This window comes from Micromonospora sp. WMMC250, from assembly GCF_027460215.1.
Classification (GTDB): Bacteria; Actinomycetota; Actinomycetes; order Mycobacteriales; family Micromonosporaceae; genus Micromonospora; species Micromonospora taraxaci.
Window position 1 is genome coordinate 434597 of record NZ_JAPZBJ010000002.1, and the last position, 26028, is coordinate 460624.

Genomic DNA, 26028 nt, shown 5'->3' on the forward strand with positions numbered 1-26028 from the left:
GCGTGCCGGGCGTTCGCTCATGAGCGGCCCGAGGTGTTCGCTTACCGAACGGCCGTTCTCTGCATGAACGTTGGCACGTGGTCCGGCTCGCGTCAACGGATCGACCGACGTGACGTGGCGGCACTGTGGACGGCCGGACCATCCCGACGTTGACGGATGTCATCCCCCGCCGTACGTTCGAGATGAGTACGGCGGTCCGCATGGCGAACAGGGGCGGGGAGGCTCATGGCGAAGCTCGTCTCGCTGGCCGAGGGTGTGGCGCACCTGGTCCGCGACGGTGACGTGGTGGCCCTGGAAGGGTTCACACACCTCATCCCGTTCGCCGCCGGTCACGAGATCATCCGCCAGGGACGGCAGGGTCTGACCCTGGTGCGGATGACCCCCGACGTCATCTACGACCAGCTCATCGGCGCCGGATGTGCCCGCCGCCTGGTCTTCTCCTGGGGCGGCAACCCGGGCGTCGGGTCGCTGCACCGCTTCCGGGACGCGGTGCAGAACGCCTGGCCGCGTCCCCTCGAGTTGGAGGAGCACAGCCACGCGGGCATGGCGAACCGTTACGTCGCCGGCGCGTCCGGGCTGCCGTTCGCCGTCCTGCGCGGCTACACCGGCACCGACCTGCCCGACCACACGACGAACATCCGCCCCATCACCTGTCCGTTCACCGGCGAGACGCTCACCGCCGTTCCCGCCCTGCGCCCCGACGTGACGGTGGTGCACGCCCAGCGCGCCGACCGCGACGGCAACGTGCAGATGTGGGGCATCACCGGGGTGCAGAAGGAGGCGGTGCTCGCCGCCGAGCGGTCCCTGGTCACCGTCGAGGAGATCGTTGACGAGCTGCAACCCGTACCCGGGCAGGTCGTCCTGCCCGGCTGGGCGGTCACCGCGGTGGCCGAGGTGCCCGGTGGCGCGCACCCCTCCTACGCCCACGGCTACTCGGTGCGGGACAACGACTTCTACCGGGCCTGGGACGCCGTCAGCCGGCACCGCGACACCTTCCGCGCCTGGCTCGACCAGCACGTGCACCGGGCCGGGGCGGCGGCGTGACCGACGAGACCACGACGACCGGCTGGACCGCGGACGAGATGATGACCGTCGCCGCCGCCCGGCAACTACGCGACGGCACCGCCTGCTTCGTCGGGATCGGGTTGCCCAGCACCGCGGCGAACCTGGCCCGCGCCACCCACGCCCCGAACCTGGTACTCATCTACGAATCCGGGTGCCTCGGCGCGAAGCCGGACCGGCTCCCGCTGTCCATCGGCGACGGGGTCCTCGCCGACACGGCGGACGCCGTGGTGTCGGTGCCCGAGGTGTTCAACTACTGGCTCCAGCCCGGCCGGATCGACGTGGGCTTCCTCGGCGCCGCGCAGCTCGACCGGTACGGCAACATCAACACCACGGTCGTCGGAGGTGACTACGGCGCCCCGAAGGTCCGGCTGCCCGGCGCGGGGGGCGCCCCGGAGATCGCCGCCTCCTGCGGTGAGGTCGTGGTGATCGTCCGGCAGGATCTCCGGACGTTCACCGAACGGGTCGACTTCGTCACCTCGGTCGGTTACGGGACAGGCCCGGGCGACCGGGCGCGACTCGGCCTGCGGGGCGGAGGCCCCCGGGTGGTGATCACCGATCTCGGCGTCCTCGAACCCGACCCGGTCACCTGCGAGCTCACGCTGACCCGACTGCACCCCGGTGTGACACGGGAACAGGCGCAGGCGGCCACCGGTTGGGACCTCGCCGTCGCGGAGGGACTGACCACGGGCGAGCCGCCCACGGCGCGGGAACTCGCCGTGCTGCGGGCGCTGGAGGCGACGAAGGCTGACGGGAGACGACAATGACCACCCAGGACACCCGGGCCGGCGGCGGCCTGGTCCTACCGAGCTACCGGCGCGACGACGTCGACGCCCACCCGCCCCTGCTCAGCCCCGGCTACAAGTCGACAGTGGCAAGGGCACCGAAGCACCCACTCGTTTACCTGCCGCAGCGGCTGACCGAGATCACCGGGCCGTTGCTGGGGGAGGGGCGCCTCGGCGACCTCGACCACGACCTGACCCGTCAACACGACGGTGAGCCGCAGGGTCAGCGGATCATCGTGCACGGACGGGTCCGCGACGGCGACGGGCGACCGGTGCCTCACACGCTCATCGAGATCTGGCAGGCCAACGCCGCCGGCCGGTACCGCGACGCCCGGGACACCTGGCCGGCACCGCTCGACCCCCACTTCGAAGGGGTGGGCCGGGCCCTCACCGACGGCCAGGGACGGTACCGGTTCGTCACCGTGCAGCCCGGCGCGTACCCCTGGCGTAACCACGACAACGCGTGGCGGCCGGCGCACATCCACTTCTCCCTCTTCGGCCGCGCGTTCACCCAGCGGCTGGTGACGCAGATGTACTTCCCCGGCGACCCCCTCTTCTTCCAGGACCCGATCTTCAACTCGGTCCGCGACCCGAAGGCCCGCGAACGGATGGTCGCCCGCTACGACCACGCCGGCACCACACCGGAGTGGGCGCTGGCGTACGAGTTCGACATCGTGCTGCGCGGCCGGGACAGCACCCCCTTCGAGGACGAGGACGACGATGAGTGAGCAGCTGGGCGTCATGCCCGCGCAGACCGTCGGGCCGTACCTGCACATCGGCCTGCGCTGGCCCGACGGCCCGTACGTCGTACCCGAGTCCACGCCGGGAGCCTTCTGGATCAGGGGTCGGATCTTCGACGGCACCGGGACGCCGGTGGTCGACGCGATGGTGGAGAGCTGGCAGGCCGATCCGGACGGCCGGTTCGACCACCCGGACGACCCCCGTGGGGCCCGGCCCCCCGCGCTCGTCGGCTTCCGGGGCTTCGGGCGAAGCGAGACCGACGGGCAGGGGTGGTACCGGCTGTTGACCGTCAAGCCGGGCCCGTTGCCCGCGCCGGACGGCGGCACCGAAGCACCCCATCTGGCCCTGTCGGTCTTCGGGCGTGGGCTGCTGCACCGCCTCGTCACCCGGCTCTACTTCCCCGACGAGCCGGCGGCCAACGCCGTCGACCCGGTGCTGCGCAGCGTCGACGCCGACCGCCGTGACACTCTGCTGGCGAGGCCCGCGACGGACGGGCTCCGGTTCGACATCCACCTCCAGGGCGACCATGAGACAGTCTTCTTCGCCGTCTGACCGACTGCTCGGCGGTGTCTCCGGTGCCCCGGACGTCGACGCGGAACTCAGCGACCCGTCAGTGCTCCAGGCGATGCTCGACGCGGAGGCGGCGCTCGCCCGGGCCACGGCCGACGTCGGCATCCTGCCCCCACCGGCGGCCGAGGCGATCGTCGAGCAGTGCCGCGCCGACCGGTACGACCCGGGGGCCCTCGGCCGGGCGGCGGACGCCGCGGGCAACCCGGTCGTCGCGCTCGTGGGCGAGCTGACCGCCGCCGTACCCGAGCACGCCCGGGGCTGGGTGCACTTCGGCGCGACCAGCCAGGACATCCTGGACAGCGCGCTGGTCCTGGTGTCCGTGCGGGCGCTCGATCCGCTGCTGCGTCACCTGGACGCCGCGGTGGACGCCGCCGCCGGGCTGGCCGACACGCACCGGGACACCGTGCTGGTCGCCCGGACCCTCGGGCAGCAGGCGGCACCCACCACGTTCGGGCTCAAGGCCGCGGGTTGGTTGACCGGTCTGGTCGAGGCCCGGGACCGGCTGCGTCGGGCCCGTGCCGCCCAGCCGGCGCAGCTCGGCGGGGCGGTCGGCACCCTGGCCGCGTTCGGCCCGGCCGGCACGGAGGTCGTCGAGCGGTTCGCCGCGCACCTCGGCCTCCCGTCGAGCCCGCTGCCGTGGCACACCCGCCGCCAGCCCTGGCTCGACCTGGCCGCCGCCCTCGGCGGGCTCCTCGTGAGCACCGGCAAGGTCGCGCTCGACGTCGGGCTGCTCGCCCAGAACGACATCGGGGAGGTCGCCGAGGGTGGCACCGGGCGGGGCGGCTCCTCGGCCATGCCGCACAAGCGCAACCCGGTCGACTCGATTCTCGTCACCGCTGCCGCGCGACGCGGTCCGGGTCTCGTCGCCACGGTGTTCGGGGCGGCGGTGCAGGAGCACGAGCGGGCCGCGGGCGCCTGGCACGCCGAGTGGGAGCCCCTGCTCGACCTGCTGCACGTGGCCGGCGGCGCCGCCGCCCGCTGTGCACGGATGTTGGTCGGGTTGCAGGTCCACCCGGCGCGGATGCGGGAGAACCTCGACGCCACCGGCGGCCTGGTGCTCGCCGAGGCCGTCGCCGCGCGGCTGGCACCTGCCGTCGGTCGCGGCGTCGCCCACCACCTGGTGACCCGCGCCGCTGCCGGACCGTCGTTCCGCGCCGCGCTGCTCGCCGACGCCGCGATCCGCGCCCACCTGTCCGAGGCCGCGATCGACGAGGCGCTCGACCCGTACCGCTGGCTCGGCTCGGCCAGCCGGTTCGTCGACACCGCCCTGGCGACCGTTCGGGGCGCGGACCGGTGACCTCCCGGTTGCACCTCGTGGTGGACGGCCCGGCCGGCGCGCCGACGCTGGTGCTCGGCAGTTCCCTCGGCACCGCCGCCGCGATGTGGGAGCCACAGATCCCGGCGCTCGCCGAACGGTTCCGGATCATCCGGTACGACCACCTGGGCCACGGCCGCTCGGCGGTGCCACCCGGGCCGTACACGGTGGATCTTCTCGGCCGGGAGCTGGTGCGGACGCTGGACGACCTGGACGTGCCGTGGGTCCACTACGCGGGGTTGTCCCTCGGCGGCATGGTGGGCATGTGGCTCGCCGCGCACGCGCCCGACCGGGTGCGGCGGATGGCGCTGCTCTGCACGTCGGCGTCGCTCGGCCCGCCCGGCCAGTGGCGCCAACGGGCGGCGACGGTGCGGGGCTCCGGTCTGCCGGGGATCGCCGACGCGGTGGTGGATCGTTGGTTCACCCCGGCCTTCGCCACCGCCCGCCCGGACGTGGTCGCCGGTCACCGCGCCATGCTGACCGCGACACCCCCGGACGGCTACGCCGCCTGCTGCGAGGCGATCGCCGCGATGGACCTCCGACCCGACCTGGGCCGCATCACCGCGCCGACGCTCGTCATCGCGGGGGCGGACGACAGGGCCACCCCGGTCGCGCACGCCCGCGAGATCGTCGGGGGCATCCCCCGAGCGCGACTCGCCGTGGTCGGCGCGGCGGCGCACCTGGCCAACGTCGAGCAACCCGAGCAGGTGAGCCGACTCCTGCTGGAACACCTCAACGAGGAACGCGGGGACCGATGAACGACAATGAGCGGCACGAGACGGGCATGACGGTACGCCGACAGGTGCTGGGCGACGCCCACGTCGACCGCGCGGTCGACGGCACTGACGAGTTCACCGCCGACTTCCAGGACTTCATCACCCGCTACGCCTGGGGTGAGGTGTGGAGCCGCCCGGGCCTCGACCGGCGTACCCGTAGCTGCATCACCCTCGCCGTGCTCGCCACCCTGCGCCACGACGAGGAGTTGGCGATGCACGTGCGCGCCGCGCTGCGCAACGGGTTGAGCCCGGCGGAGGTGGCGGAGGTCCTGCTCCAGGTCGGCGTCTACGCTGGCGTACCGGCGGCGAACCGGGCGTTCTCGGTGGCCCGGGAGACCCTGCGACAGGAGGCCGGGTGAGTGTGAGCGAGGACGCGGCGAGATCGCCGGAGTTCGTCCAGTCACTGGAACGCGGACTCGCGGTGATCCGGGCGTTCGACGCCGAACACCCGCAGCTCACCCTCAGTGAGGTGGCCCGCAGGACCGGGCTGACCCGGGCCGCGGCGCGTCGGTTCCTGCTCACCCTCGTCGAGCTGGGCTACGTGCACACCGACGGGAGGCTCTTCTCGCTGCGCGCGCGGATCCTCGAACTCGGCTACGCGTACCTGTCGAGCCTGAGCCTGCCCGAGGTCGCGCGGCGGCACATGGAGGCGCTGGTCGCCCAGGTGCACGAGTCCTGCTCGGTGTCGGTGCTCGACGGCGACGAGGTGGTCTACGTGGCCCGCGTACCCACCAAACGGATCATGACGGTGGGGATCAGCGTCGGCACCCGGTTCCCCGCCTACGCCACCTCGATGGGCCGGGTCCTGCTCGCCGCGCAACCGGGTGACTGGTTGGACGACTACCTCGCCACGGCCGAACTGCGGCCGCTGACCCGGCGCACCGTCACCGACCCGGCGAAGCTCCGCGCCGCCCTGACGAAGATCGCCGCCCAGGGGTACGCCATCGTCGACCAGGAGTTGGAGGAGGGGCTGCGGTCGGTGGCCGCCCCGATCCACGGCGAGAACGGGTCGGTGGTCGCGGCGGTGAACGTCTCCGCGCACGCCACCCGAGGGTCCTTCGAGATGATCCGTCGGGAACTGCTTCCGCCGCTGCTGGTCGCCGCGAAGCGGATCGAGGAGGACGTCCGGGGCGGCCCGAGCCGGCTGGTCGGTCAGGCGTAGGCGAACAACGGCGGAAAGACCAGGACCACGAACCACGCCCAGCCGGCGTACACCGGCAGGTAGCCGGTCTGCCACCGTTCGAGGGCCGCGAACGGCGCGCGCCGACGGATGAACGTCAGCAGCAGCCACGCCGACCACGCGAGGTTGACCAGCAGGATGACGTTCTCGCCGAGCGCGGCTGCCCGGTTGGGCGTGCTGCCGTAGTCGTCGGTGATGCGTCCGGTGATCTCCACCAGCACGAGCACGTCGATGGCCAACGCGCTGACCACGAGCGCCAGCTGAAGTTTGTCGAACGGGCCGGGCGGGGCCAGCGGATCACGGGCCGACAGCGAGTAGAGCAGCAACCCCAGCACCACGACCAGCAACAGGTCGAACAGGATCAGGGTCTCGCGTTCGACGTCGATGCCGTGACTGGTCCAGACGACAGCGATGAGGAACGCGAGGAGGGCTGCCGTGAAGAGCGGAGTGAACAGTCGGGTGAGGACCGGCGCGATGTTCTCCACGACACTCTGCTTGGCCTCGACCAGCCACCCGGCCACCACGACCGCGGCTGCCGCGCCGCACGGTAGGAGCCACTGCGAGATGAACTCCTCCGGCGCGATGCCGATGGCCGCGAACGTGTTGAACAGGAACGCGGAGAGCACGCCGCCGCCGAGCCCCATGAGCACGAGGTAGATGAACCACTCACCGGTGAAGCGGATGAAGTCCATGCGTCGACGCGAGGACAGCCAGTCGTCGGCGACGTACGCCAGACCGACCACCAGCCACAGGGCGATGGGGAGGTGGATGCTGGTGACGACCAGGGACTGCGAGTCGCCCGCCAGGGGATAGACGTTGGCCGCCACGACACCGAGGGCGAACAGCGCCACCAGTATGACGATCACCGGCCGGCGGGCGCCGCGCCGCCAGGCCAGGAACGCCGCCAACCAGGGCAGCGCGAACAGTGGGAAGTTCCGCGCGTAGAACGAGCGGTCGTCGGCGAAGTCGACCCCGAACAGCTCGGGAAGCTTCACGGACGCCACCGCGCCCGCCGCGCAGGCGAGCATCACCCACAGGTCCCGCCGCGAGCGCGTACCGCCGACCGGGCCGCCCGGGTCGCCGGTCAGCACCAGTTGCTTCCACAGCCGTTCCGAGTGCTCCCGGGCGAACTCGCGGGACAGCTCGTCGAGGCTGCCCATTCGTTTGACAGCGACCAGGAACGCCTCGTCCGGGCTCAGCCCTCTCGCGGCGAGCTCGTCGACGGAGCCACGGAGGTGGTCTTCCAACTCGTCGGCGTCGGCCGGTTGCAGCTCCCGGCGGCGGAGCACGTACTGACGCCACTGCTCGAACTGGGCCTCCAACTCCCGCTGCCCGTCGTCGTCCGTCATGCGAAGCCCTCCAGGGGGTCCACCGTCGGTGGCACCCGGTCATGCCAGATTTCCTTCAACGCGCCCACGACGGTGTCCCACTGCCGGCGCTGCTCGGCCAGCTCGGCCAGGCCCGTCTCGGTGATGCGGTAGTACTTGCGCCTGCGCTCGCCGGTGACCGACTGCCAGCTTGACTCCACGTGGCCGAGGCGCTCCAGCCGGTGCAGCAACGGGTACAGCAGACCCTCGGTCCAGTCGAGCTCGCCCCCGGACAGCTCGTTGATCCGTTTGAGGATGGCGTAGCCGTAGCTCTCACCCTCGGTCAGGATGCCGAGCACCATCGGCGTGGCCGAGGCGGCCACCAGGTCCTTCGCGACCTTCACCGGACATCACCCCGCTCCCAACCCTAGAGGTGCAAGGCATAATACTGCTAGGTATTAGCGCGACGCAACGGACGGTGTCGACCAGGGACAGTCGTCCCCGCGCCGATGCGGTCACGGCCCGTACCCGCCAGGACTGAGGCGGGACGGGCCCTGACCGTTGAGGATGGACGTGACCGCGGTGAGCCGACGATCAGATGGTGAAGCCACCGTCGACGTTGACCGTCGCCCCGGTGATGTAGCGCCCGCCCGGGCCGGCGAGGAAGGCCACCGTGGCGGCCACATCGCTCGGCTCCGCGAAATGGCCGAGGGCGGTGAACCCGTTGATCGTGTCGGCATTGGGGCCGTCCGCCGGGTTCAACTCGGTGTCGGTGGCGCCAGGGTTGACCAGGTTCACGGTGATCGCCCTTCCGCCGAGTTCGCGTCCGAGCGCCTTGGTCAGGCCGATCAGTGCGGTCTTGCTCATCGCGTACAGCGCGAAGCCCGGGAAGACCGCCCGCTCGGCCACGTTGCTGCCGATGGTGATGACCCGACCGCCGGCCCTCATGTGGCGTACCGCCGCCTGCGCGGCGACGAACGGCGCCCGGACGTTGACCGCGACGGTCTGTTCGAACTCTTCCAGGCTCAGCTGCTCCAACGGTCCGAGCAGGAACGCGCCGGCGTTGTTCACCAGGATGTCCAGTCGGCCCAGTTCGCCGACGACCCGGTCGACCGCGCCGACCACCGCCGCCGGGTCGGAGCTGTCCGCCCGCATGGCGACAGCCCGCCGTCCCACGGCCTTGATCTGGTCCACCACACCGTCCGCGCGTCGCTGATTCTGCTGGAACGTCAGTGCCACATCGGCGCCCTCCTCCGCCAGGCGCAACGCCACCGCTGCGCCGATACCACGACCACCACCGGTGACCAGGGCCACCTTGCCGTCAAGTGCGTTGTTCATGACGGCAAGCCTGGTCGGCGGAAGACCGTTCGTCTGGCGCCGATCGGACGTGGCGTTCCGGCGCCTCGACGAGCGGATTCCGCCTCGGCGGTGCGACGGGCCGCGCGTCGTCGCGCCGGATGCGAGACTCCACTGCGCCACCTGGTGGCCGCGAGCATCGATCCACGGGGGAGCCGCCTTGAATCACCGTCACCGTGTTCGTCTGACCGTCCTGGCCCTCGTCGGCGTCATCGGGTCGGCGGTCGTCACGTCGGCCGTGTCGCCGCCGGCCACCGCCGAGGCCAGCACGATTGCCCCGAGCGGGTCACGCCCCTTCACGGACCCGGTGGACCGGATGCCCCTGGGGCCGGCGAGCCTGGTCACCAGGTTCGGGTCGGTGCAGACGCCCGCCCCCGGAGTCACCTACCGCAAGTACACCCAGGGCCACGCCTCGTCGTCGTGGACCATCGCGCTGCACTTCCCGCCGGCGCGCGCCGACCTGGTGACCCGCGACTCGCAGCGGGCCGACACCTTCGTAGCGGACCTCCACGCGGCCGGGTACCCGGAGGCCACAAAGGTCACCTACGACCCGCCCCTGCCGGCCGACCTGCAATATCGCCCGCCGGCCGACGCGACCATGCTCTACGCCGTGCACCTCGGCACGTTCAGCGACAGCACGGCGGCGGAGGCAAGGCTCGCGCAGGTCCGGAGCGCCGGCATCACCGGTGTCGTCGAACACCAGGCGTTCCGGGAGCAGGTCAGCACCGGCCCGTGGGAGGTCCGGGCCCTGGTCGTGGAACCCGACGCCGCCGTGACGATCGGCGCCGCGCACGGGCCGGAGCTGCGCAGCGCCGACCGGGTCCGCGACATTGCCCGGTACGCCGGCGCGCTGGCCGGGGTGAACGCGAGCGAGTTCGACATCGACAGTCCGAACAACCCGGACTTCAACGGCTTCGACGGCGACCCGTTGGGCATCTACGTCCAGGGCAACAACCTGCTGAGCGAGGCTGTGAACGGCCGTACCGCGCTGCTGCTCAACGGGGCGAACGGTCCGCTACGAATCACGGAGCTGACCTCGACGACCACCGTGAAGGCCCCAGACGGTGCGCAGTGGCAGGTTGACGGCTTGCACCGCAAACCCGGGAAGATCGCGCACTGCGGTGGTGTCGGCGGTGACCTCCGGCCGCCGTCCACGCCTGGCGGTACGCCCGGCGACCTGCCCTACGCCGACCAGCCGTGGCGGTTCGAGACCTGCACCGACCCGGACGAGATCGTCGTCTTCCGCCCCGAGTGGGGGACGGAGACGCCGGTCGGACCGACCGGCAGCGTGGACGTGGTGGTGGACGGCAACTGGGTGGCGAAGCAGCTGCGCAGTCCGGCCGGTGGCCCCATCCCCGCCGGTGCCCGCGTACTCCAGGGGATCGGTGCCGGCGGGCAGTGGCTGCGCGACCACACCGTGCTCAACAAGGCATTCCAGCCCGGCACCCAGATCCTCGACCCGCAGGGGCAGCGGGTGACCAGCCCGACGTTCGCCGCGGTCTCCGGCGGCCCGGCGCTGGTGCGGGGCGGCCAGGTGTGGATCAATGTGGGCGCGAACGGCTACCGGTCCCGCGACGGTTACCACACCAGTCTCTTCCTGGACCGGCACCCACGGACCCTCGCCGGCATCACCGCCGCCGGTCAACTCCTGCTGGTGGTGATCGACGGGCGACGGCCGGGGGTGAGCGTCGGCGTGACCATGCCGGAGGCCGCCGCGGTGATGAGGTGGTTGGGGGCGGTCGACGCCATCATGCTCGGCATCGGCGGGGACAGCACCCTCGTGATCAACGACATCCTCTACAACCGGCCCACCGACTACTGGGGCCACGAGCCGGTGACCGAGCGACGCGTCGGCAACGCGATCGTGCTCCTGCCCAAGGCGGGGTAGACCGGGCGCGATCAGAGGTTCGAAGTGTCGGTAGGGACTCCTACGGTGTGTCCCGTGAACGCCGTTCAGACGTACCGATACCTCCAGCCGTCGGCTCTGCGCGCCGCCGGCCTCGACCTCCAGACCAGTGGCGGCCCGGCCGCCAACCCGCGCTTCTTCTCGGGGTTCCTCACCACACCGGCGGCGGCCGCCGCCGGCCTGCTCGCCGTGGCCGAGGTGGCCCGCACCCGGTACCACCAGCCGGTCAGCTCCGCCAGCCTGGACCCGGTCGTCACCGGCAGTCGGGAGCGGCTGCGCTTCGAGTCGTTCTCCGGCTGCTGCGGGGTGTACGCCCGGATGGACGTGGTTCCGGCCGGCTTCGACGGCGAGGTCGTCGGGCACGGCACCACGAACGTGGACGTCAACCCGCCGCTGCGCGAAGCGCTCGCCCGGGTCGGCGGGATCGAACCGCTGCACGTGGCGGTCGGCCCCGACGACCTCACCGTCTCCACCATGGACGGCGCCGTGGTGGAGCGGAAGGTTCCCCTGCCGCGTCGCTGGTTGCGCGGCTTCGCCGAGGTGCAGGTGCTCACCGCCGGCTTCGAACCGCGCGCCGAGATCCCCGCCGCGGAGGCGGTGGCGTTCCTGCGTCGGCTGCCCGGCGCCCGTGACCGCTCGGTGCTCTGGGCGGTGCCCGCCGGGCGTACCCTCCGACTGACCTCGCGGCCGGTGCCCGGCGCCGTCTGCCTGGCCGGCGCGGGCCGGCTCGCGGCGCTGCGCGGGCTGCTCCGACACGCGCGGAGCCTGCGGGTGTACGGGCCGGCGGTGCGCGCCGGGTCGCCGGCCGTGCCGAGCACCTGGGAACTGGACACCGGTGCCCTGCGGCTGTCCCTGACCCTCTCACCCGAGCCGTACCGGGGGTTCTCCGGCGAGGGGGCCGCCCTGCTCGCGCTCGCCGGTGACGAGGTGATCGACGACGCGGAGCTGATCGGTGGGCTGCTCGCCTGGGATCCGACCGTCGACGTCGCCGCGCTGGCCGACGCGACCGGGTTGCCCGACGACCGCGTCCGTGCCGCGCTGGCGCAGCTCGGCACTGCCGGGCGGGTCGGGTTCGACGTCGCCGAGGGGGCGTACTTCCACCGCGCGATGCCCTACGACGCGGGTCGGGCCGAACGGGACAACCCCCGCCTGGTCGGCGCGCGGACGTTGGTGGAGCAGGGCGCCGTCCGCCGGGACGAGGAGCATGCCACGGTACGCAGCGGCGACGAGGACTATCGGGTCCGCCGGCTGCCCGACGGGAGCTTCACGTGCACCTGCCACTGGTGGGCGAAGCACCGGGGCCAGCGCGGCCCGTGCAAGCACGCCCTCGCGGTGGCGATGATGGCGGAGGCGACTGCGTAACGGCCCTTCTTCCGCGATCCGGTAACACCCGCGCCCCGCCGTACGAAGTAGAGGTGTGACGGCAACCAGAGGGGACGGCCTGTGAGTGACCCCAGTCCATCCGACGGCGACATCTCCGGCATCGGCGTCGACCCGGCGGCCTTCGCGGCGTTCTACCGGCGGCACGTGGAGTCGGTGAGCCGGTTCGTGGCGCGGCGGGTGGACGACCCGCACCTGGCCGCTGACCTGACCGCCGACGTGTTCCTGGCGGTGATCGAATCAGCGGCCGGCTACCGCCCGGACCGGGGGAGTCAGATCGGCTGGCTGTTCGGGGTGGCCCGCAACGTCATCGGCGACGAGCGGCGTCGGGCGGCCCAACGGCTGCGGGTGTCCGGCCGGCTGGCCGGACGACGGGACCTGGGCCCGGACGACATCGCCCGCATCGAGGAACGGATCGACGCCGAGTCGGCGGCCCGCCGCACCTATCGGGCGTTGCGCGAGCTGCCCGAGGGCACCCGGACGCTTGTCGAACTCGTCGCCGTGGACGGCCTCACCGTCGCGGAGGCGGCGACCGCACTCGGAATCTCCCCGGTCGCCGCCCGGGTCCGTCTGCATCGTGCCCGTCGCGTCGTCCGCGCCGTGCTCGCCCGCCCGGCCGCCACCCTCGCCTGACGACAGGAGATGACGCTGTGCACACCATCGACCAGCCGCCGCGCGGCTTCGAAGAGCAACTCCTCACCGATCTGACGGCCCACGTCAGCGAGCGCGCCGCGAAGGTCGAGGCGGCTCGTTCGACCGAATGTCGTAGACGCCTGCTTTCCGGTTGGCGTCTCGCCGGCGCGTTCGGGCTGGCGGTCGCGCTGACCGCCGGTGGCCTGGTGGTCCAGACCACGAGGGTGGGCGACCGCACGCCGCCCACGGCCAGCGCCTCGGAGATCTTCCGGCTGGCCGCCGACGCCGCCCGGCAGCAGCCCGAGCTCACCGCCCGACCCGATCAGTACGTCTTCACGGAATCCGTGACGACGTTCCGGGAGGAGCCGGACAGCGGCCCGTACACCAACGCTCGGGTGCAGCGGTGGGAGTCGGCCGGCGGCGTCGCGCACACGCAGGGACGACACCGACTGGAGTCCGAACCGAACGGGTGGAGCGACCTGAAGGTGCTCCGCCTGGACGATCCGGACGACCCCACCAAGGAACTCGACGTGTTCCCGCCGCCCGCGTACCACGGCGACCTGCCCGCCGACCCGGACGAGTTGTTCCGCTACCTCCGGGACCACCCGGTCGACCTTCACCTCTCCGAGGGCGCCGACGAAGAGGCCGTCTACGGGGACGAGAACATGGTGTACACCACCGCGCGGTCGATGCTCGACGGCTACGTGCCCCCGCGAGCGCTGGCGGCGCTGTACGAGCTGCTGGCCCGGGAGCCCGGCGCGGTCGTCCTGTCGGGCGGTGTGGTGGACGCCGCCGGTCGGCCGGCGGTGGCGATCCGGGTGCCCGGCAGCATCGGCGGACACACGGACATCCTCTTCGACCGCGACACGCACGTCTACGTCGGCCGCCGCTTGTCGGTGGTGCGCAACGGCAAGGAGTCGCTGTACGGGGGGGCGGCGGTGATCCGGCTCGCCATCGTCGACCGGCCGGGTCAACAGCCCTGACCGCGCCGGTGCCAGCGCCCGCCTCGGGGCGGGCGCCGGCACCGGTCGGGATCAGTACGGGTAGCCGGGCACGTTGAGCCGCACGCTGTACAGGCCCGAGTCGTACCGGGGCCCCGAGGTGACGAAGAGGGTCTGCCGGTCGGTCCCGCCGAACGCCACGTTGGTCGTGCCGGTGTTGCCGGACCGGATCGTGCCGAGTTCGACACCGGTGGGGGAGTAGACGTGGACCAGCGAGTCGAAGCCTGACGTCCAGTAGACGTTGCCGGCGCAGTCGATGGTGCCGCCGTCCGGGCCGCCGATGTAGTTGACGAAGACACTCCGGGCACCGGTGCTGCCGTCGGGCTGCACCGCGTACTTGTAGATCTTGTTCTCCGAGTACGCCCCCACGTACAGCGCCGTCCCGTCCGGCGAGAGCGAGATGCCGTTGGGCTGGCGTAGCCGGTCGTCGACCAGCGACACCTGGCTTCCGGCGACGCGGAAGACGCTGGTGCGGCCGTTCATCTGGTCCGGCCGGTTGCCGCGCTGGAAGTTGGGGTCGGTGAAGTAGACGACCCCGTCCGAGCGCACTGCCACGTCGTTGGGTGAGTTGAACGCCCGGCCCTGGTAGTTCGCCGCGACGGTGCTACGGCTCCGGTCGCTCAGCCGGTACGCGGAGACACTCCGCTGGTCGTGGGTGGCCGCGATGATCTGTTGCCCGTCGGCGCTCAGTGCCAGGCCGTTGCTGCCGGCGTTGGAGAGGAATGTGTCGAAGGTCGCCGGCGGGGTGAACCGGTGGATCGTGGACGGCTGGACGTTGTACGGGCCACTGCCGGCGGCCATGTCGGACATCAGCAGATACCCGCCGTCCGCCACCCAGACGGGCCCTTCGAGGAAGGAGAATCCACCCCGGATCTTCGTCGCGGTCATGGAGCTTGCCGGCAGCGGTGAGCCGTAGCCGGTCCCCGTCGGGCAGGCGCCGGGCGGTGTGCCGGGCGGATTGTCGAGCGCGGCGCCGGCTGCGGCGTGAGCGTTGACATGGGCGGCGCGCGGGTTTCCGGCGGGTGCTGCGGTTGCCCCGGTGGGCACCGCTGCGGCGCTGAGCGCGAGGCACAGACCGGCCAGCGGGGCCATGGTTGGACGCCAGTTCATCGGAGACTCCAATCGACATCGGCCGGTCGTGGAGACCGGCGATCGACGGCGTGCGTGGTCGCGGGGGCGGCGCGGCATGGGCACTGGCCGTCGGTGCAATGTCGCAAGCATAGGCGCTTGTCGATGCACTTTCCCGTCGGGCCCACCCCGGATGCTCTGCCGAGGATCGCGACGATCGGGGCCGGCGCTGGTCAGACGGCAGCACGGGCCGGGGATTCCGGGCCGTCGTCGTTCCAGGTGACGGTGGTCAGCCGGTCACCGAGCAGCCGACGCGCCCGGGTGACACGCCGCACGTCGGCGTTGACCAGCACCGCCTGCTCCGCCGCGTCGAGGATCGGCAGATCCGACAGCGAGTCGCTGTAGGCCATCCGCCAGGGCGGCCGCACACCCTGTGCGGCGAGCTGTGCCAGCTTGGTCGCCCCGTGGTTGTGCACGAGCAGCTTCGGCCCGTCGATCTGCGAGGCCACGAGTTCGACAGCGGAGAGGCCGATCGTGTCGAGCACCGCACGCGCCAGGGTGTCTTCACACGCGGTGACCACGACGACCCGATCACCCGCCGCGAGGTGGGCCTGGACCCTCCGCAGACCGGGAGCGATGATCCGCCCTGGTTCCGTACCGAGGGCCGCGCCGAACCGCCCGAGCTCGGTCCGCAACCGATCCGCGCTCCGGCCCGACAAGCCGACCCAGCTCATCCACCGGGCCACCCGCAGACGCCAGGCGGGGATGGCGGCCACCGGTGCGAGAAGGACGAGCAGGACGACGGCGAGCGGCAGTCGCGCACCCGCGAAGGCGACACGTCGCAGGAAGAGGGCGAACGCGTCCCCGCGCACGAGCACCCCGTCGAAATCGAACAGCACGGTGGAAGCGGAGGCCGCCCTCACCGGACCGGTGGGCGTGGACACCCCCGCGTCAGGTGGTGGTGGACGGTCGAGGAGCCCCGGCGCCCACCGCACTCGCGATCAGGAGCAGCACCGCCGGCAGGAACGCCACGCCGATGCCCAGCCCGAGCAGCAGCCCCCACCCGGTGATGCCCAGCGCGGCCACCACGTCGGCGACCCCGGTCAGCCGACCGGCCCACTGCGCGAGAACCGGCAGCAGCGCCGCGACGACGGGCACGCCGAGCAGGTAGGCGGCGGCGGCCCCGGAATCGTCAACCGTGTACGGGGTCAGCGCGGCGGCGACCAGCACCGTGATCGCCAGGGCCGACCAGCGGGCCACCCGCCGCGCATCGGGCGGGCGGCGGACCAGCACCGCGACGCCGACGAGCAGGACAGCGGCGATTGCGCCGACGGTCACCGAACCGATCATCATGCCCTCCCCGACCGCAGGTGGCCCCTCATCGACGGTAACAAGCCCACGCAGCGCGACGACGCCCCCCGCTGTCAGCCGAACGGGTACGAAACGCAGCTGCGGACTAGGCTTCGGCCATGAGTGGTGTGCTGAGTGGTGCCCGGGACTCGGCGAACCCCCTTCGCCAGCTCACGATCGGCCAGCTCCGGCAGCGGACCAGCCTCAAGTGGCGGGAGTACCCCGACGACGTGCTGCCGCTCTGGGTGGCGGAGATGGACGTGCCGCTGGCCGAACCGGTGGCGCGGGCGATCACCGACGCCGTCGCGCGCGGCGACACCGGCTACACCGCCGGCACGGCCTACCCGCAGGCGCTGGCCGAGTTCGCCCACCGCCGGTGGGGCTGGGACGGATTGGCCGTGGAACGCACCACGCTGGTGCCCGACGTGATGCACGGTGTCGTCGAGGTGTTGCGGCTGGTCACCGACGTCGGGGACGCGGTGGTCGTCAACTGCCCGGTCTACCCGCCGTTCTACGACTTCGTGACGCACGCCGGCCGCCGGATCGTCGAGGCGCCGCTCGGCGAGGATCTGCGAATCGACCTCGGGGCGCTGGAGGACGCGTTCCGGCGGGCTCGGGCCGGTGGCCGGCCAGCCGCGTACCTGCTGTGCAACCCCCACAACCCGACCGGCGTCCTGCACACCGCGGCCGAGATGGCCGCCGTCGCCGGTCTCGCCGACCAGCACGGGGTACGAGTCGTCGCCGACGAGATCCACGCTCCGGTGGTGGTCGGGGGAGCGCAGTTCACGCCGTACCTCTCGGTGCCCGGAGCGGAGAACGGCCTGTCGCTGATGTCCGCGTCCAAGGGATGGAACCTGGCCGGTCTGCGCGGCGCGCTGCTCATCGCCGGCCCGGCGGCGGCGGGAGACCTCGCCCGGATCCCGTTCGAGGCCAGCGTCAGCACCAGCCACCTCGGCGTGATCGCCCACACCGCCGCCCTCCGCGACGGCGGCGATTGGCTCGACGCGGTGTTGGCCGGCCTGGACGACAACCGCAGGCTCCTCGCGGCGCTGCTCGCCGAGCACCTGCCGGTCGTCCGGTACCAACCCGGTCAGGCCACCTACCTGGCCTGGCTCGACTGTCGGGCCCTGGGCCTCGGCGACGACCCCGCCAGCGTGTTCCTCGACCGGGGCCGGGTGGCGCTCAACCCCGGTACGGCCTTCGGCACCGGCGGCGGCGGGCATGTGCGGCTGAACCTGGCCACCGCACCGGAGTTGATCACCGAGGCGGTACGCCGGATGGCCGCCGCCGTCGCCTGAGGAGACTCGACGCCCGCGCCGCCGCGGCATGCGATCGACGGTTGCCTCCCGATCCGTTTGCTCAGAAGCTGTATGGCAAGTCTTCAGCAACGCATCGATCGATCGCCATGGTCGCCGGAGATGGTTGTCCTCCACCCCCCCCGCAGAGGAGACCCGTGATGTCGACGAGCCCATCCGCACCCCGCCGTTCCCGCCTGATGCGGCGCGCCGCCGCGATCGCCGTCAGCGCGCTCGCGATGACCGGCGTGGCCGCCACGAACGCCCAGCCCGGTTGGGCCGCGCCGCCCGGGATCCCCTCCAAGGCGACCGCGCAGTCGCAGCTCAACGCCCTGACCGTGGCGGCGCAGGGGTCGAGCAGCGGCTACTCGAGGGACCTGTTCCCGCACTGGATCACGATCAGCGGCAGCTGCAACACCCGCGAGCAGGTCCTCAAGCGCGACGGCACGTCCGTCGTCGTGGACAGTTCCTGCGCGGCCACCTCCGGCCGCTGGTACAGCCCGTACGACGGCGCGACCTGGACGGCGGCCTCCGACGTCGACATCGACCACGTGGTGCCCCTGGCGGAGGCGTGGCGCTCCGGCGCGAGCTCGTGGACGACCAGCCGTCGGCAGAGCTTCGCCAACGACCTCACCCGCCCACAGTTGATCGCGGTGACGGACAACGTCAACCAGTCCAAGGGCGACCAGGACCCGTCCACCTGGCAGCCGCCGCTGTCGTCGTACCGGTGCACCTACAGCAAGATGTGGATCACCGTTAAGTACAGCTGGGGCCTGACGTTGCAGTCGTCGGAGAAGTCCGCCCTGCAGAGCATGCTCAACACCTGTAGCTCCTGAGCACCACCACGACCCGGCGGCGCGTCCTGGACGCGCCGCCGGGGCCGGGGGCTGTGTGCGATTGCCCGTACGATCGTCACGTGCGTCCTGGTGGGCAGACTCGCGCCGGTGTGCCTCAGTGGGACATCGCCGTGCCGACGCGGCCGAGTCGGCTGGCGGGCACCACCATGGCGGGGTTCAGCGACCGGGCCAACAGTTTCGTCGACGTCGAGGTGATCCCTCACCCGGGTGTCACGGTGGTCTTCGACCTCGGCGACCGGCCGCTGGTCATCGACGACGGCAACGGGCAGCAACGGCGGGGGCGTGTCGTCGCGGGGCTCGCCCCCAACCGTGTTCGCGGGCAGGGCCAGCCAGGCAGCTTCGCGTGCCTTCAGGTGCGGATGTCGCCGGTGGTGGCACATGCGGTCCTCGGTGCCGCGTCCGAGGTGAGCGGAGCCGTGCTCGACCTCGACGATCTCTGGGGCGGCGACGCCCTGCGGACCCAGGAACGGCTGCGCGCCGCCACGTCGTGGGAGGACCGGTTCGCGGTCGCCGAGGCCGCGTTGGCACGGCGTCACGACGCGGGACGCGCCGTCGATCCGGAAGTCGCCTTCTCGTGGGCGCGGATGGTGGACAGCCGAGGGCAGCTGCGCATCGATCGGCTGGCCGCCGAGGTCGGATGGAGCCGTAAGCGGTTGTGGTCACGCTTCCGGTCGCAGATCGGCGTCACCCCCAAGCGGGCCGCTCAGCTCATCCGGTTCGACCACGCCGCGCATCTCCTCGCCGCCGGTCACACTCCCGCCGTGGTGGCGGCGGACAGCGGCTACGCGGACCAGTCCCACCTTCATCGGGACGTCACGACGTTCACCGGATCGACACCCGCGCGGGTGGCCAGGGCGCCGTTCCTCGCCGTCGACGACGTCGCGTGGCCGGTCCGGCGCTGACCCGCTCGCGCGGAGCCGAAGCCTGACCGGCCGGGAACATTCGTCCAAGCCACCCGAAGGCACCGACTGTGACAGTGAGCCTTCAGCGTCGGCACGCCCAGGAGGACTCATGAGAACCACGGCCCCGCTCGGCACCCGTCTCCTCAGGGACACGCAGGACTGGGAAGCCATGAGCGACGACCAGGTGATCCTCGCGCGGGACAAGGCCAACCGGGCGGCGACGTCCCGAGCCGCCTGGGTCGTCACCGGCCGTGTCGACCGCCGCGCCCAGGTTTCGGAGGAGACGATCGACCTTCCGGGTCGCCGTCTGGTGCTGCGCGTCCACCGACCGAAGGCCGCAGGCCGGGACCTGCCGCTGATCGTGTCCTTCCACGGTGGGGGTTTCATCGCGGGGACGGCGGCACAGAACGACTGGCTCAACAGTCACCTCGCGGCCCGATGCCCCGCGGTGGTGGTGTCGGTGGAATACCGCCTCGCCCCGGAGCACCCGCTGCCCCAGCCGATCGAGGACGGCTACGACACCCTCGTCCGGCTCGTCGAACACCCCGCCGACTGGGGTGTCGACCCGGGCGCTGTCGCGGTCATGGGTGAGAGCGCCGGCGGCACGATCGCCGCGCTCATCGCCCACCGCGCGGCCAAGGACGGTCCGCCGCTCGCCGCCCAGGTACTGAACTACCCGGTCACCGACTGGACCGACACCATGACCGGGTACCCGTCGATCGACGAGAACGCCGACAACCCCACACTGCCGCTGTCCCGGTTGCGCGCGGCCCGACGGTTGAGCGTCCCGTCCACCCTCGACGCGCGCGGGGTGTCACCCCTCATGGTCGACACCCTCGCGGGACTGCCACCGGCGCTCGTCGTCACGGCCGCGCTGGATCCGTTGGCCGACCACGGGCGGCACTACGTCGAGCGACTCCGCGAAGGCGGCACCGATGCTCGCCTGACCTGCCACCCCAGGGCCGTCCACACCTTCCTCAGCATCCCCGGCCTGGTGCCGGCGGCCCGGCCGGCGCGACGCGACATCCTGACCTTCCTGAGACGCCACCTACACCCGGCTCGGCGGCGAGAATAGGAAGAGTGGCACCCGCCTTCGTCCTGCACGACCACCGCACACCACGACCGCACTTCGACCTGAGGCTGGAGGAGGGCGGAGTGCTGCGCTCCTGGGCGGTGCCCCGTGGCCTGCCGGACAGCCCGAACGACAACCGGCTAGCGATCGCGGTGCCCGACCACGACCTCGATCACCTCACCTACGAGGACGCCGACAAGTCGATCGCCGACATCGGCACCTGGGAGGAGCACGACCGGACCGACCGTCGGATGCTGTTCACGTTGCACGGTCGTACCGGCCGACGGCGTTACGCGCTGATCCGTACGGGCGAGGGGTGGCTGCTCCACCTGACGAAGGAGCAGCCGCCGGACGACCGCGGATAGCCGGCGCGGTTGCGGCTGGTGCGCCGTCCGGCTCAGCCCATCGCTGCCGCGAGGTCGGCGGCGGCCTCGAACGCCGACGCGGCCCGTTCGGTCTCGTCCGCGGTGAGCACGACACGGTCGACGCGGCCCAGCATCTCCGCTGCCGTCTCCTGGTCGTGCAGCACCATCGCCAGCTCGGCACGGTAGACGAGCACCTGCACCTGCGCGACCGGGTCGTCGTCGGGTTGCGGGTGCGCGAGCGCGCTGTCGAGGATGCGGACAGCCTGGTTGGCGTCGCCCCGGGAGTCGCCCTGCACGACGGCGTTCGCCAGGGCCTTGGCGAGCCGCCCGGCGGGCAACGGCTCCGGCGTGGGGGCCGTCGCGGGGTTCTGCACCACCCGGATCCAGTTGCCACCGGGGTCGATGACGCTGAACCCGCCCAGGCCGTCGTTGTTCCGGCGCGCCCGGGGCCGCGTCATCCGCGGAATGCCGGCCACCAACACCTTGCCGTACGCGGTCCGCATGCCCGCCGCGAAGGCCCGGTGCAGATCCTCGATGTCGGAGGTGAGGACGAGACACGAGCCGTAGGACTGTTCGGGCTCGAACCCGGGCATTTCGAAGAAGTGCAGGTGCAGGTCTTCGCGTCGCAACGCCACGTACGGGTTGGGCCGGCGCTGCTGGTGCGTGGAGTGGAATCCGAGTGCCGTGTAGAAAGTGACGATGTTGTCGATGGACGCGCAGGGCAGCAGGGGAACGGTCACCTCGTTGGTCATGACTCATTCCTAGGCGGCGCGGGGCACCGTTCGCCCATGGAAATAGCCGATCGTCGCCGCCTGCCGTCCGATCGGACGATGTCGCTACGGACGCTCTGATTGCGGTATGCGGGCGTGGCAGCGGTTCGTCTACGCATAATCAGCGTGTGGAGTCCGAAAACGACAATCGTCGGTTGGTGCGTCAGCCCGGCCGGCTGATCTCGTTCAGCGATGCGGTATTCGCCATCGCCGTGACACTCCTGGTGCTGGAGATCCAACCCCCGCAGGACTTCGGGCATCTCCTGCGGGGCCTCGGCGCGCTGTGGCCGTCCTACGTGGGATACGCGTTGAGCTTCCTGCTCGTCGGGCAGGTGTGGGTCAACCACCACGTCATGTTCGACCGGGTCCGGCACGTCGACCGCCAGGTCCTGTTCCTCAACACGTTGCTGTTGATGGTCATCGCCTTCCTGCCGTTCTCCACCTCGCTCCTCGCCGACGCCATTCGCGCCGAGCTGGGGCTGCGCACGGCGGTCGTCGTCTACGGTGCGACGCTCTGGACGGCGGCGGCCCTGTTCAACGTCATCTGGGCCCACCTTCGCCGGGCCAAACTGCTGGATCCCGATCTTGGACCCTTCGGCATTCGTGCCATCGGCCGACGATTCGCGCTCGCGTTGGTCTGGATCGGCTCCGGGATCCTCGTCGGTGCCTTCGTGCCGATAGCGGGCGTCGTCATCATCGCCGGCTTCCTGCCCGCCTACTACCTGCCCATCCGCGGCGAGTACGGCGAGGACGACACGACAGCCGCCCGGCCGACCTGAGCCGTGGAGGTGCTTGTCGGCATCCGGAACTCGGTGCGGCTCATGTGAGGATGCCGCCATGGAGCAGACACTGAGTCGGCGGGCGGCTTCGGACGCGACCAGCGACCAGGGATGGCGGTATCTGCTGGGCGCGTTGCGCACGTCGGTCCCCGTCGGTTCACTGGTCCAGGCAACCGAGGTGGCGGCGCGTGCGGTGGCGGCGTGCGGTAATGACGCTGATGGGCACCTACGTGCTGACATCCGGTCCGACCGGGTCGTCTTGACCCTGCAGTCGTTGGATCAGGCGGCGCTCACCGCTCGCGACATCGACCTTGCGCACCGACTCTCCGCCGCTGTGCGGGACGTCGGGCTACGGACGGAGCCCGACATCGGTGCGGGAGTGCCGCGATCGGTCCAGATCGTGGAGATCGCCGTCGACGCGCTCGACATCCCAGCGGTCCGGCCCTTCTGGAAGGCCGTGCTGGGCTACACGGACGAGGCGGGACGCGACGGTCCCAAGGACCCGATCGTCGACCCGGTCGGGCAGGGTCCGGCGATGTGGTTTCAACAGATGGATCATCCGCGCCCGGATCGGAACCGCATCCATCTCGACATCTGCGTTCCGCACGACGAGGCACCACGGCGGATCGAGGCCGCGCTGACGGCCGGTGGCCGACTTGTCTCCGCGTCCGGTGCTCCCGCCTTCTGGGTTCTCGCCGACGTCGAGGGTAACGAGGCTTGTGTGACGACCTGGCAGGGTCGAGACGGACTGCCGGAATGACGGACGAGGACCTGACCCTGCCCGCGGTGCTCGTCGAAGCACACGCGGCCGGCTTCTTCCACGAGCACAGTGGTCATGACTTCGAGCCGTACGACGCGTTCATGTGGTCAGGCGAATTGGTGGAGTGGTGGCAGAACTGGACTAACGACCCCGTGGCGGGCGCTCCTCCGTTGCGCGCCTTCGGCCAGGACGGCACCGGTGGCCTGGCCGCATTCTGGCTCCGTAACCCGGGCGACCCTCTCGATCGCCAACCCGTCGTGTTTCTGGGCTCTGCTGGCGAGTACACCGTCATCGCGCGCGACCTCGCCGATTATCTGTGGCTGCTGGCGAACGGTGTCGGCCCGCTCGAGACGGTCGACGGCACCGAGCGCGTGCCCAAGCCCATCGCGGAGCTGACGACGATCGCCCACCGATACACCGGCTCCACTCGACGATCAACAGCAGAGGTGATCGCCGCTGCGCAAGCCCAGTTCGCCGCCTTCGAGGCACTGCTCGCCCGCCCGCACCGGGAGCAGTCGCCCTGAATGGGGAGGTAGGCACATCACCACCGCGAGTTGATCGACAGGGCCAGCCCTAGAGTGGTCCCCTGCGCGCACGGGTCGGGACGGGTGAGCAGGACCGGCCCGGGGAGTGGCTCGGTGTGGGCCGACGACGGGAGGTCGCCGGCCCACCAGGCCGACTGGCTATCGGACCCGGACGTGCAGGGGGCTCGCCGTCGCGGGAGCGTAGGTCGGGTCTCCGGAGTAGGTCACGACGACCGGGTGGGTCCCCGCCGACAGCCCGGCGGCCGACACCGTGACGGCGGCCTCGCCTCCGGAGAGCGCAACGGTCCGCGTGGTGCCGCCGACGGTGACAGCGACCTCGCCGGTCACCTTCGGAGCCTTGCCGTGCGGCGCGTGGGCACGCACGTCGACGTTCACCGTGAACGTCCCGCCACTGACGACCGAGGCGGGTGTCGCCTTCGCGCGTACCGTCGCCGCGGCCGTGCCCGATGGCGTCAGGGTGACCTGGGCGGTGGCCCTCCTGGTCGGGTCGACCACCGACGTCGCCACGACGGTGAGCGACGACGCGGTCTCGGCGGCGGCCACCGAGAGCAGGCCGTCAGCGGAGACCGTCGTGCCCGTCGACGTCGCACCCTCGACCGACCACGTCACCGCCGGGCTCACACCTGCGTTCGTCGTCACCCGAGCGTTGAACTGCCTGGTCCAGTTCCACCCCTGCGTCAGGCGGGCCGTCCCCGGCGTCACCGACACGGTGTCGACCCCGGACCACAGGTGGTCCCTCGCGAAGATGGTGAAGAGTTGACCGGCCGTCATGCCGTCGTGCGCGCCGGGAACCTGGGTCGTCGCGGCGGCGTACCCCCGGGCCCGGAAGTTGTCGGCGATGGCGTTCTGGGCGTTGAGGTTGCCCTCGAAGACCCCGTTGCCGAGGAACACGGTGAGGGGGTCGTCGCCGACCGCTGCCGCGATGCTGTCGTAGTCCTGCGCGGTCAGGGACGGATTGCCGGAGAAGTGTCCGTAGAACCCGAACGTGGTGGGATAGTTCCTGATGACGACCCCGCCGGTCATCCCGCCGTAGGAGAACCCGGCGTAGGCGCGCCCCGTACGTTCGGTCGAGACGTTGTAGCTCCGCTCGATGAGGGGAAGGATCGTCTGGACCAGGTTGTTGGCGGCGTTCGTCTGGTTGTAGGAGGCGAAGCCGAGGCTGGTGCCGGTGAAGTGGTTCCCCATGGTGACGACCACCGTCGGCTCGATCTCGCCCCTGGCCGTCATGTTGTCCAGGATGTTCGGGACGTTCGCCGGGACCATGAAGTCGGTCTCGTCACCGAAGATGCCGTGGGCGAGATACGCGACCTTGTACGGCTCTGGCCGGTTGGCGTCGTAGCCGGCGGGCAGGTAGACGCCGAGGTGGTGACCGCCGTCGCCGAGGATCGTGGTGTACGGGATGTACTGGACGGTGCCGCGCCGCGAGCGGTCCTTGATCGGCAGCTCGTACTCGGCACGTTCCTTCAGCACCGGGTCGTTCTGCTTCTTGTCGTACGGCACGTACACGGCATCGAGGACGTCGTTGTTCCGGACCCGGAACGAGGACTCGCCAGGCGGTCGAGGGTTCGTCGAGGCCGGATCCCAGATGCGCTTGTTGACCCAACCCTGGGTCGGGTCCCAGACGCGGTACCAGTAACTGAGACCTCCCGCGTGCAGCGGGAGGGAGACCGACCAGTTTCCCTTCGCGTCCCTGGTCATGTCCCGCAGGAACTCGGTGCCTCCGGCGTGATAGCGCCCCGGCTGCCAGGCTTCCGGCTGGTACCGGGTGGTGCCGGTGCCGACGTCCAGCAGGGTCAGGTCCCCGGCCAGGCGGACCTGGGTGGCCGAGGGGTTGTGGTAGACGAACCGGACGGTGTACCCGGTCGGTGAATGACGGTCCTTCTTGACGGTCGCGCCCTGCACTGTCGTGGGCCTGCCTGCGGCGGCGGCAGGTGTGGGTGCGATGACGCCCGCACCGAGTGACACGAACGCGAGCAACGAGATCGCACGCCTGAGCCGGCGTCTTCCGATCGCTCTCCTCATCCGACCTTGCTCCTCTGTCTCATGACGCTTCGTCTGATGGGGACGGGTTGCAGGCGAAGCGATCGGTGGGTGGCGCGTCCTCGAAGATGGGCACGATCGATGGACGCGGTGGGCAGCTAAATCGAATTAGCATCGGGAAGTCTCGCTGGATTGACCAGCGGGTGTCAAGGTTTCGCGGCGATTGGCACCGCAACGGCGGTAAGCGCGGAACACCGGCGCGGCCGCTTACGC

28 protein-coding genes are annotated in these 26028 nt (G+C 71.3%); 20 read left to right on the plus strand and 8 right to left on the minus strand.

All coding sequences use genetic code 11. The features are described 5' to 3' along the window. Nucleotides 1-225: 225 nt before the first annotated feature. Genes O3438_RS01995 through O3438_RS02030 form a run of 8 tightly spaced genes read left to right on the plus strand, consistent with a single transcriptional unit; the run spans nt 226 to nt 6411 of the window. Entirely contained in the window at nt 226-1044 is an 819-nt protein-coding gene (locus O3438_RS01995) for a CoA transferase subunit A (RefSeq protein WP_269678271.1), read from the plus strand. After that, a complete protein-coding gene (locus tag O3438_RS02000) occupies nt 1041-1829 on the plus strand; it encodes a CoA-transferase subunit beta (RefSeq protein ID WP_269678272.1) in 789 nt (262 codons plus the stop codon). Before O3438_RS01995 ends, O3438_RS02000 begins: the two co-directional genes overlap by 4 nt. Next, nucleotides 1826-2575 carry a protocatechuate 3,4-dioxygenase subunit beta gene (gene pcaH / locus O3438_RS02005; protein ID WP_269678273.1) on the plus strand — a complete coding sequence of 250 codons (750 nt, stop codon included), beginning with the start codon at nt 1826-1828 and terminating at the stop codon, nt 2573-2575. The genes O3438_RS02000 and pcaH overlap by 4 nt, the downstream gene beginning before the upstream one ends. Beyond that, entirely contained in the window at nt 2568-3140 is a 573-nt protein-coding gene (gene pcaG / locus O3438_RS02010; RefSeq protein ID WP_269678274.1) for a protocatechuate 3,4-dioxygenase subunit alpha, read from the plus strand. Before pcaH ends, pcaG begins: the two co-directional genes overlap by 8 nt. Further along, on the plus strand, nt 3115-4455 hold the full coding sequence (pcaB, locus tag O3438_RS02015; RefSeq protein WP_269678275.1) for a 3-carboxy-cis,cis-muconate cycloisomerase: 1341 nt from the start codon (nt 3115-3117) through the stop codon (nt 4453-4455). The genes pcaG and pcaB overlap by 26 nt, the downstream gene beginning before the upstream one ends. Continuing rightward, complete coding sequence (gene pcaD, locus O3438_RS02020) at nt 4452-5231, plus strand: 3-oxoadipate enol-lactonase (protein WP_269678276.1); 780 nt, start codon at nt 4452-4454, stop codon at nt 5229-5231. Before pcaB ends, pcaD begins: the two co-directional genes overlap by 4 nt. Next, a complete protein-coding gene (gene pcaC, locus O3438_RS02025) occupies nt 5228-5608 on the plus strand; it encodes a 4-carboxymuconolactone decarboxylase (RefSeq protein WP_269678277.1) in 381 nt (126 codons plus the stop codon). Before pcaD ends, pcaC begins: the two co-directional genes overlap by 4 nt. Further along, nucleotides 5605-6411 (plus strand): IclR family transcriptional regulator, encoded by an 807-nt coding sequence (locus tag O3438_RS02030; RefSeq protein ID WP_269678278.1) that lies wholly within the window; start codon nt 5605-5607, stop codon nt 6409-6411. Before pcaC ends, O3438_RS02030 begins: the two co-directional genes overlap by 4 nt. Here O3438_RS02030 and O3438_RS02035 read toward each other — a convergent pair. The 3 genes from O3438_RS02035 to O3438_RS02045 all read right to left on the minus strand — a co-directional run bounded on the left by O3438_RS02035 (nt 6402) and on the right by O3438_RS02045 (nt 9074). Beyond that, a complete protein-coding gene (locus O3438_RS02035; protein WP_269678279.1) occupies nt 6402-7778 on the minus strand; it encodes a permease prefix domain 1-containing protein in 1377 nt (458 codons plus the stop codon). The genes O3438_RS02030 and O3438_RS02035 overlap by 10 nt on opposite strands. Beyond that, entirely contained in the window at nt 7775-8140 is a 366-nt protein-coding gene (locus O3438_RS02040; RefSeq protein WP_269678280.1) for a PadR family transcriptional regulator, read from the minus strand. The genes O3438_RS02035 and O3438_RS02040 overlap by 4 nt, the downstream gene beginning before the upstream one ends. Before the next feature lie 190 nt (nt 8141-8330). Beyond that, entirely contained in the window at nt 8331-9074 is a 744-nt protein-coding gene (locus tag O3438_RS02045) for an SDR family NAD(P)-dependent oxidoreductase (RefSeq protein WP_269678281.1), read from the minus strand. Between the two features lie 178 nt (nt 9075-9252). Here O3438_RS02045 and O3438_RS02050 point away from each other — a divergent pair, with 178 nt between their 5' ends. The 4 genes from O3438_RS02050 to O3438_RS02065 all read left to right on the plus strand — a co-directional run bounded on the left by O3438_RS02050 (nt 9253) and on the right by O3438_RS02065 (nt 13994). Next, on the plus strand, nt 9253-10980 hold the full coding sequence (locus tag O3438_RS02050) for a phosphodiester glycosidase family protein (protein ID WP_269678282.1): 1728 nt from the start codon (nt 9253-9255) through the stop codon (nt 10978-10980). 54 nt (nt 10981-11034) lie between these two features. Beyond that, on the plus strand, nt 11035-12360 hold the full coding sequence (locus tag O3438_RS02055) for an SWIM zinc finger family protein (RefSeq protein WP_269678283.1): 1326 nt from the start codon (nt 11035-11037) through the stop codon (nt 12358-12360). A gap of 81 nt (nt 12361-12441) precedes the next feature. Next, complete coding sequence (locus O3438_RS02060; RefSeq protein WP_269678284.1) at nt 12442-13011, plus strand: RNA polymerase sigma factor; 570 nt, start codon at nt 12442-12444, stop codon at nt 13009-13011. 17 nt (nt 13012-13028) lie between these two features. Continuing rightward, nucleotides 13029-13994, plus strand: a complete 966-nt coding sequence (locus O3438_RS02065; protein WP_269678285.1) for a CU044_5270 family protein — start codon at nt 13029-13031, stop codon at nt 13992-13994. 51 nt (nt 13995-14045) lie between these two features. Here the strand turns inward: O3438_RS02065 and O3438_RS02070 are convergent, their stop codons facing one another. The 3 genes from O3438_RS02070 to O3438_RS02080 form a co-directional block, all read right to left on the minus strand. Further along, on the minus strand, nt 14046-15122 hold the full coding sequence (locus O3438_RS02070; RefSeq protein WP_269678286.1) for an SMP-30/gluconolactonase/LRE family protein: 1077 nt from the start codon (nt 15120-15122) through the stop codon (nt 14046-14048). 191 nt (nt 15123-15313) lie between these two features. Next, nucleotides 15314-15979, minus strand: coding sequence for a haloacid dehalogenase-like hydrolase (locus O3438_RS02075; protein ID WP_269678287.1), 666 nt, complete (start codon nt 15977-15979; stop codon nt 15314-15316). A 52-nt stretch (nt 15980-16031) separates the two neighbouring features. Beyond that, nucleotides 16032-16418, minus strand: coding sequence for a hypothetical protein (locus tag O3438_RS02080; protein WP_269678288.1), 387 nt, complete (start codon nt 16416-16418; stop codon nt 16032-16034). 131 nt (nt 16419-16549) lie between these two features. Here O3438_RS02080 and O3438_RS02085 point away from each other — a divergent pair, with 131 nt between their 5' ends. From O3438_RS02085 to O3438_RS02105, 5 genes are all read left to right on the plus strand, one after another. After that, nucleotides 16550-17728, plus strand: coding sequence for a MalY/PatB family protein (locus O3438_RS02085; protein ID WP_269678289.1), 1179 nt, complete (start codon nt 16550-16552; stop codon nt 17726-17728). Nucleotides 17729-17886: 158 nt separating this feature from the next. Then, on the plus strand, nt 17887-18561 hold the full coding sequence (locus O3438_RS02090; RefSeq protein WP_269678290.1) for an HNH endonuclease family protein: 675 nt from the start codon (nt 17887-17889) through the stop codon (nt 18559-18561). A gap of 80 nt (nt 18562-18641) precedes the next feature. Beyond that, nucleotides 18642-19484: a helix-turn-helix domain-containing protein gene (locus O3438_RS02095; protein WP_442929551.1), complete on the plus strand. Its 843-nt coding sequence runs from the start codon at nt 18642-18644 to the stop codon at nt 19482-19484. Nucleotides 19485-19593: 109 nt separating this feature from the next. Further along, nucleotides 19594-20559 (plus strand): alpha/beta hydrolase, encoded by a 966-nt coding sequence (locus tag O3438_RS02100; protein WP_269678291.1) that lies wholly within the window; start codon nt 19594-19596, stop codon nt 20557-20559. Nucleotides 20560-20564: 5 nt separating this feature from the next. Further along, nucleotides 20565-20921, plus strand: coding sequence for a DNA polymerase ligase N-terminal domain-containing protein (locus tag O3438_RS02105; protein WP_269678292.1), 357 nt, complete (start codon nt 20565-20567; stop codon nt 20919-20921). A gap of 32 nt (nt 20922-20953) precedes the next feature. On the opposite strand, the gene O3438_RS02110 is transcribed toward O3438_RS02105, so the two are convergent. Then, nucleotides 20954-21673: a VOC family protein gene (locus O3438_RS02110; protein ID WP_269678293.1), complete on the minus strand. Its 720-nt coding sequence runs from the start codon at nt 21671-21673 to the stop codon at nt 20954-20956. 146 nt (nt 21674-21819) lie between these two features. On the opposite strand from O3438_RS02110, the gene O3438_RS02115 reads away from it, so the two are divergent. From O3438_RS02115 to O3438_RS02125, 3 genes are read left to right on the plus strand one after another with little or no spacing between them, the layout of a single operon-like run. Next, entirely contained in the window at nt 21820-22470 is a 651-nt protein-coding gene (locus tag O3438_RS02115) for a TMEM175 family protein (protein WP_269678294.1), read from the plus strand. Nucleotides 22471-22528: 58 nt separating this feature from the next. Next, nucleotides 22529-23230 carry a VOC family protein gene (locus O3438_RS02120; protein ID WP_269678295.1) on the plus strand — a complete coding sequence of 234 codons (702 nt, stop codon included), beginning with the start codon at nt 22529-22531 and terminating at the stop codon, nt 23228-23230. Next, entirely contained in the window at nt 23227-23754 is a 528-nt protein-coding gene (locus O3438_RS02125; RefSeq protein WP_269678296.1) for an SMI1/KNR4 family protein, read from the plus strand. The genes O3438_RS02120 and O3438_RS02125 overlap by 4 nt, the downstream gene beginning before the upstream one ends. A 159-nt stretch (nt 23755-23913) precedes the next feature. Here O3438_RS02125 and O3438_RS02130 read toward each other — a convergent pair whose 3' ends face one another. Then, nucleotides 23914-25797, minus strand: coding sequence for an Ig-like domain repeat protein (locus tag O3438_RS02130; protein WP_269678297.1), 1884 nt, complete (start codon nt 25795-25797; stop codon nt 23914-23916). Nucleotides 25798-26028 lie beyond the last annotated feature (231 nt).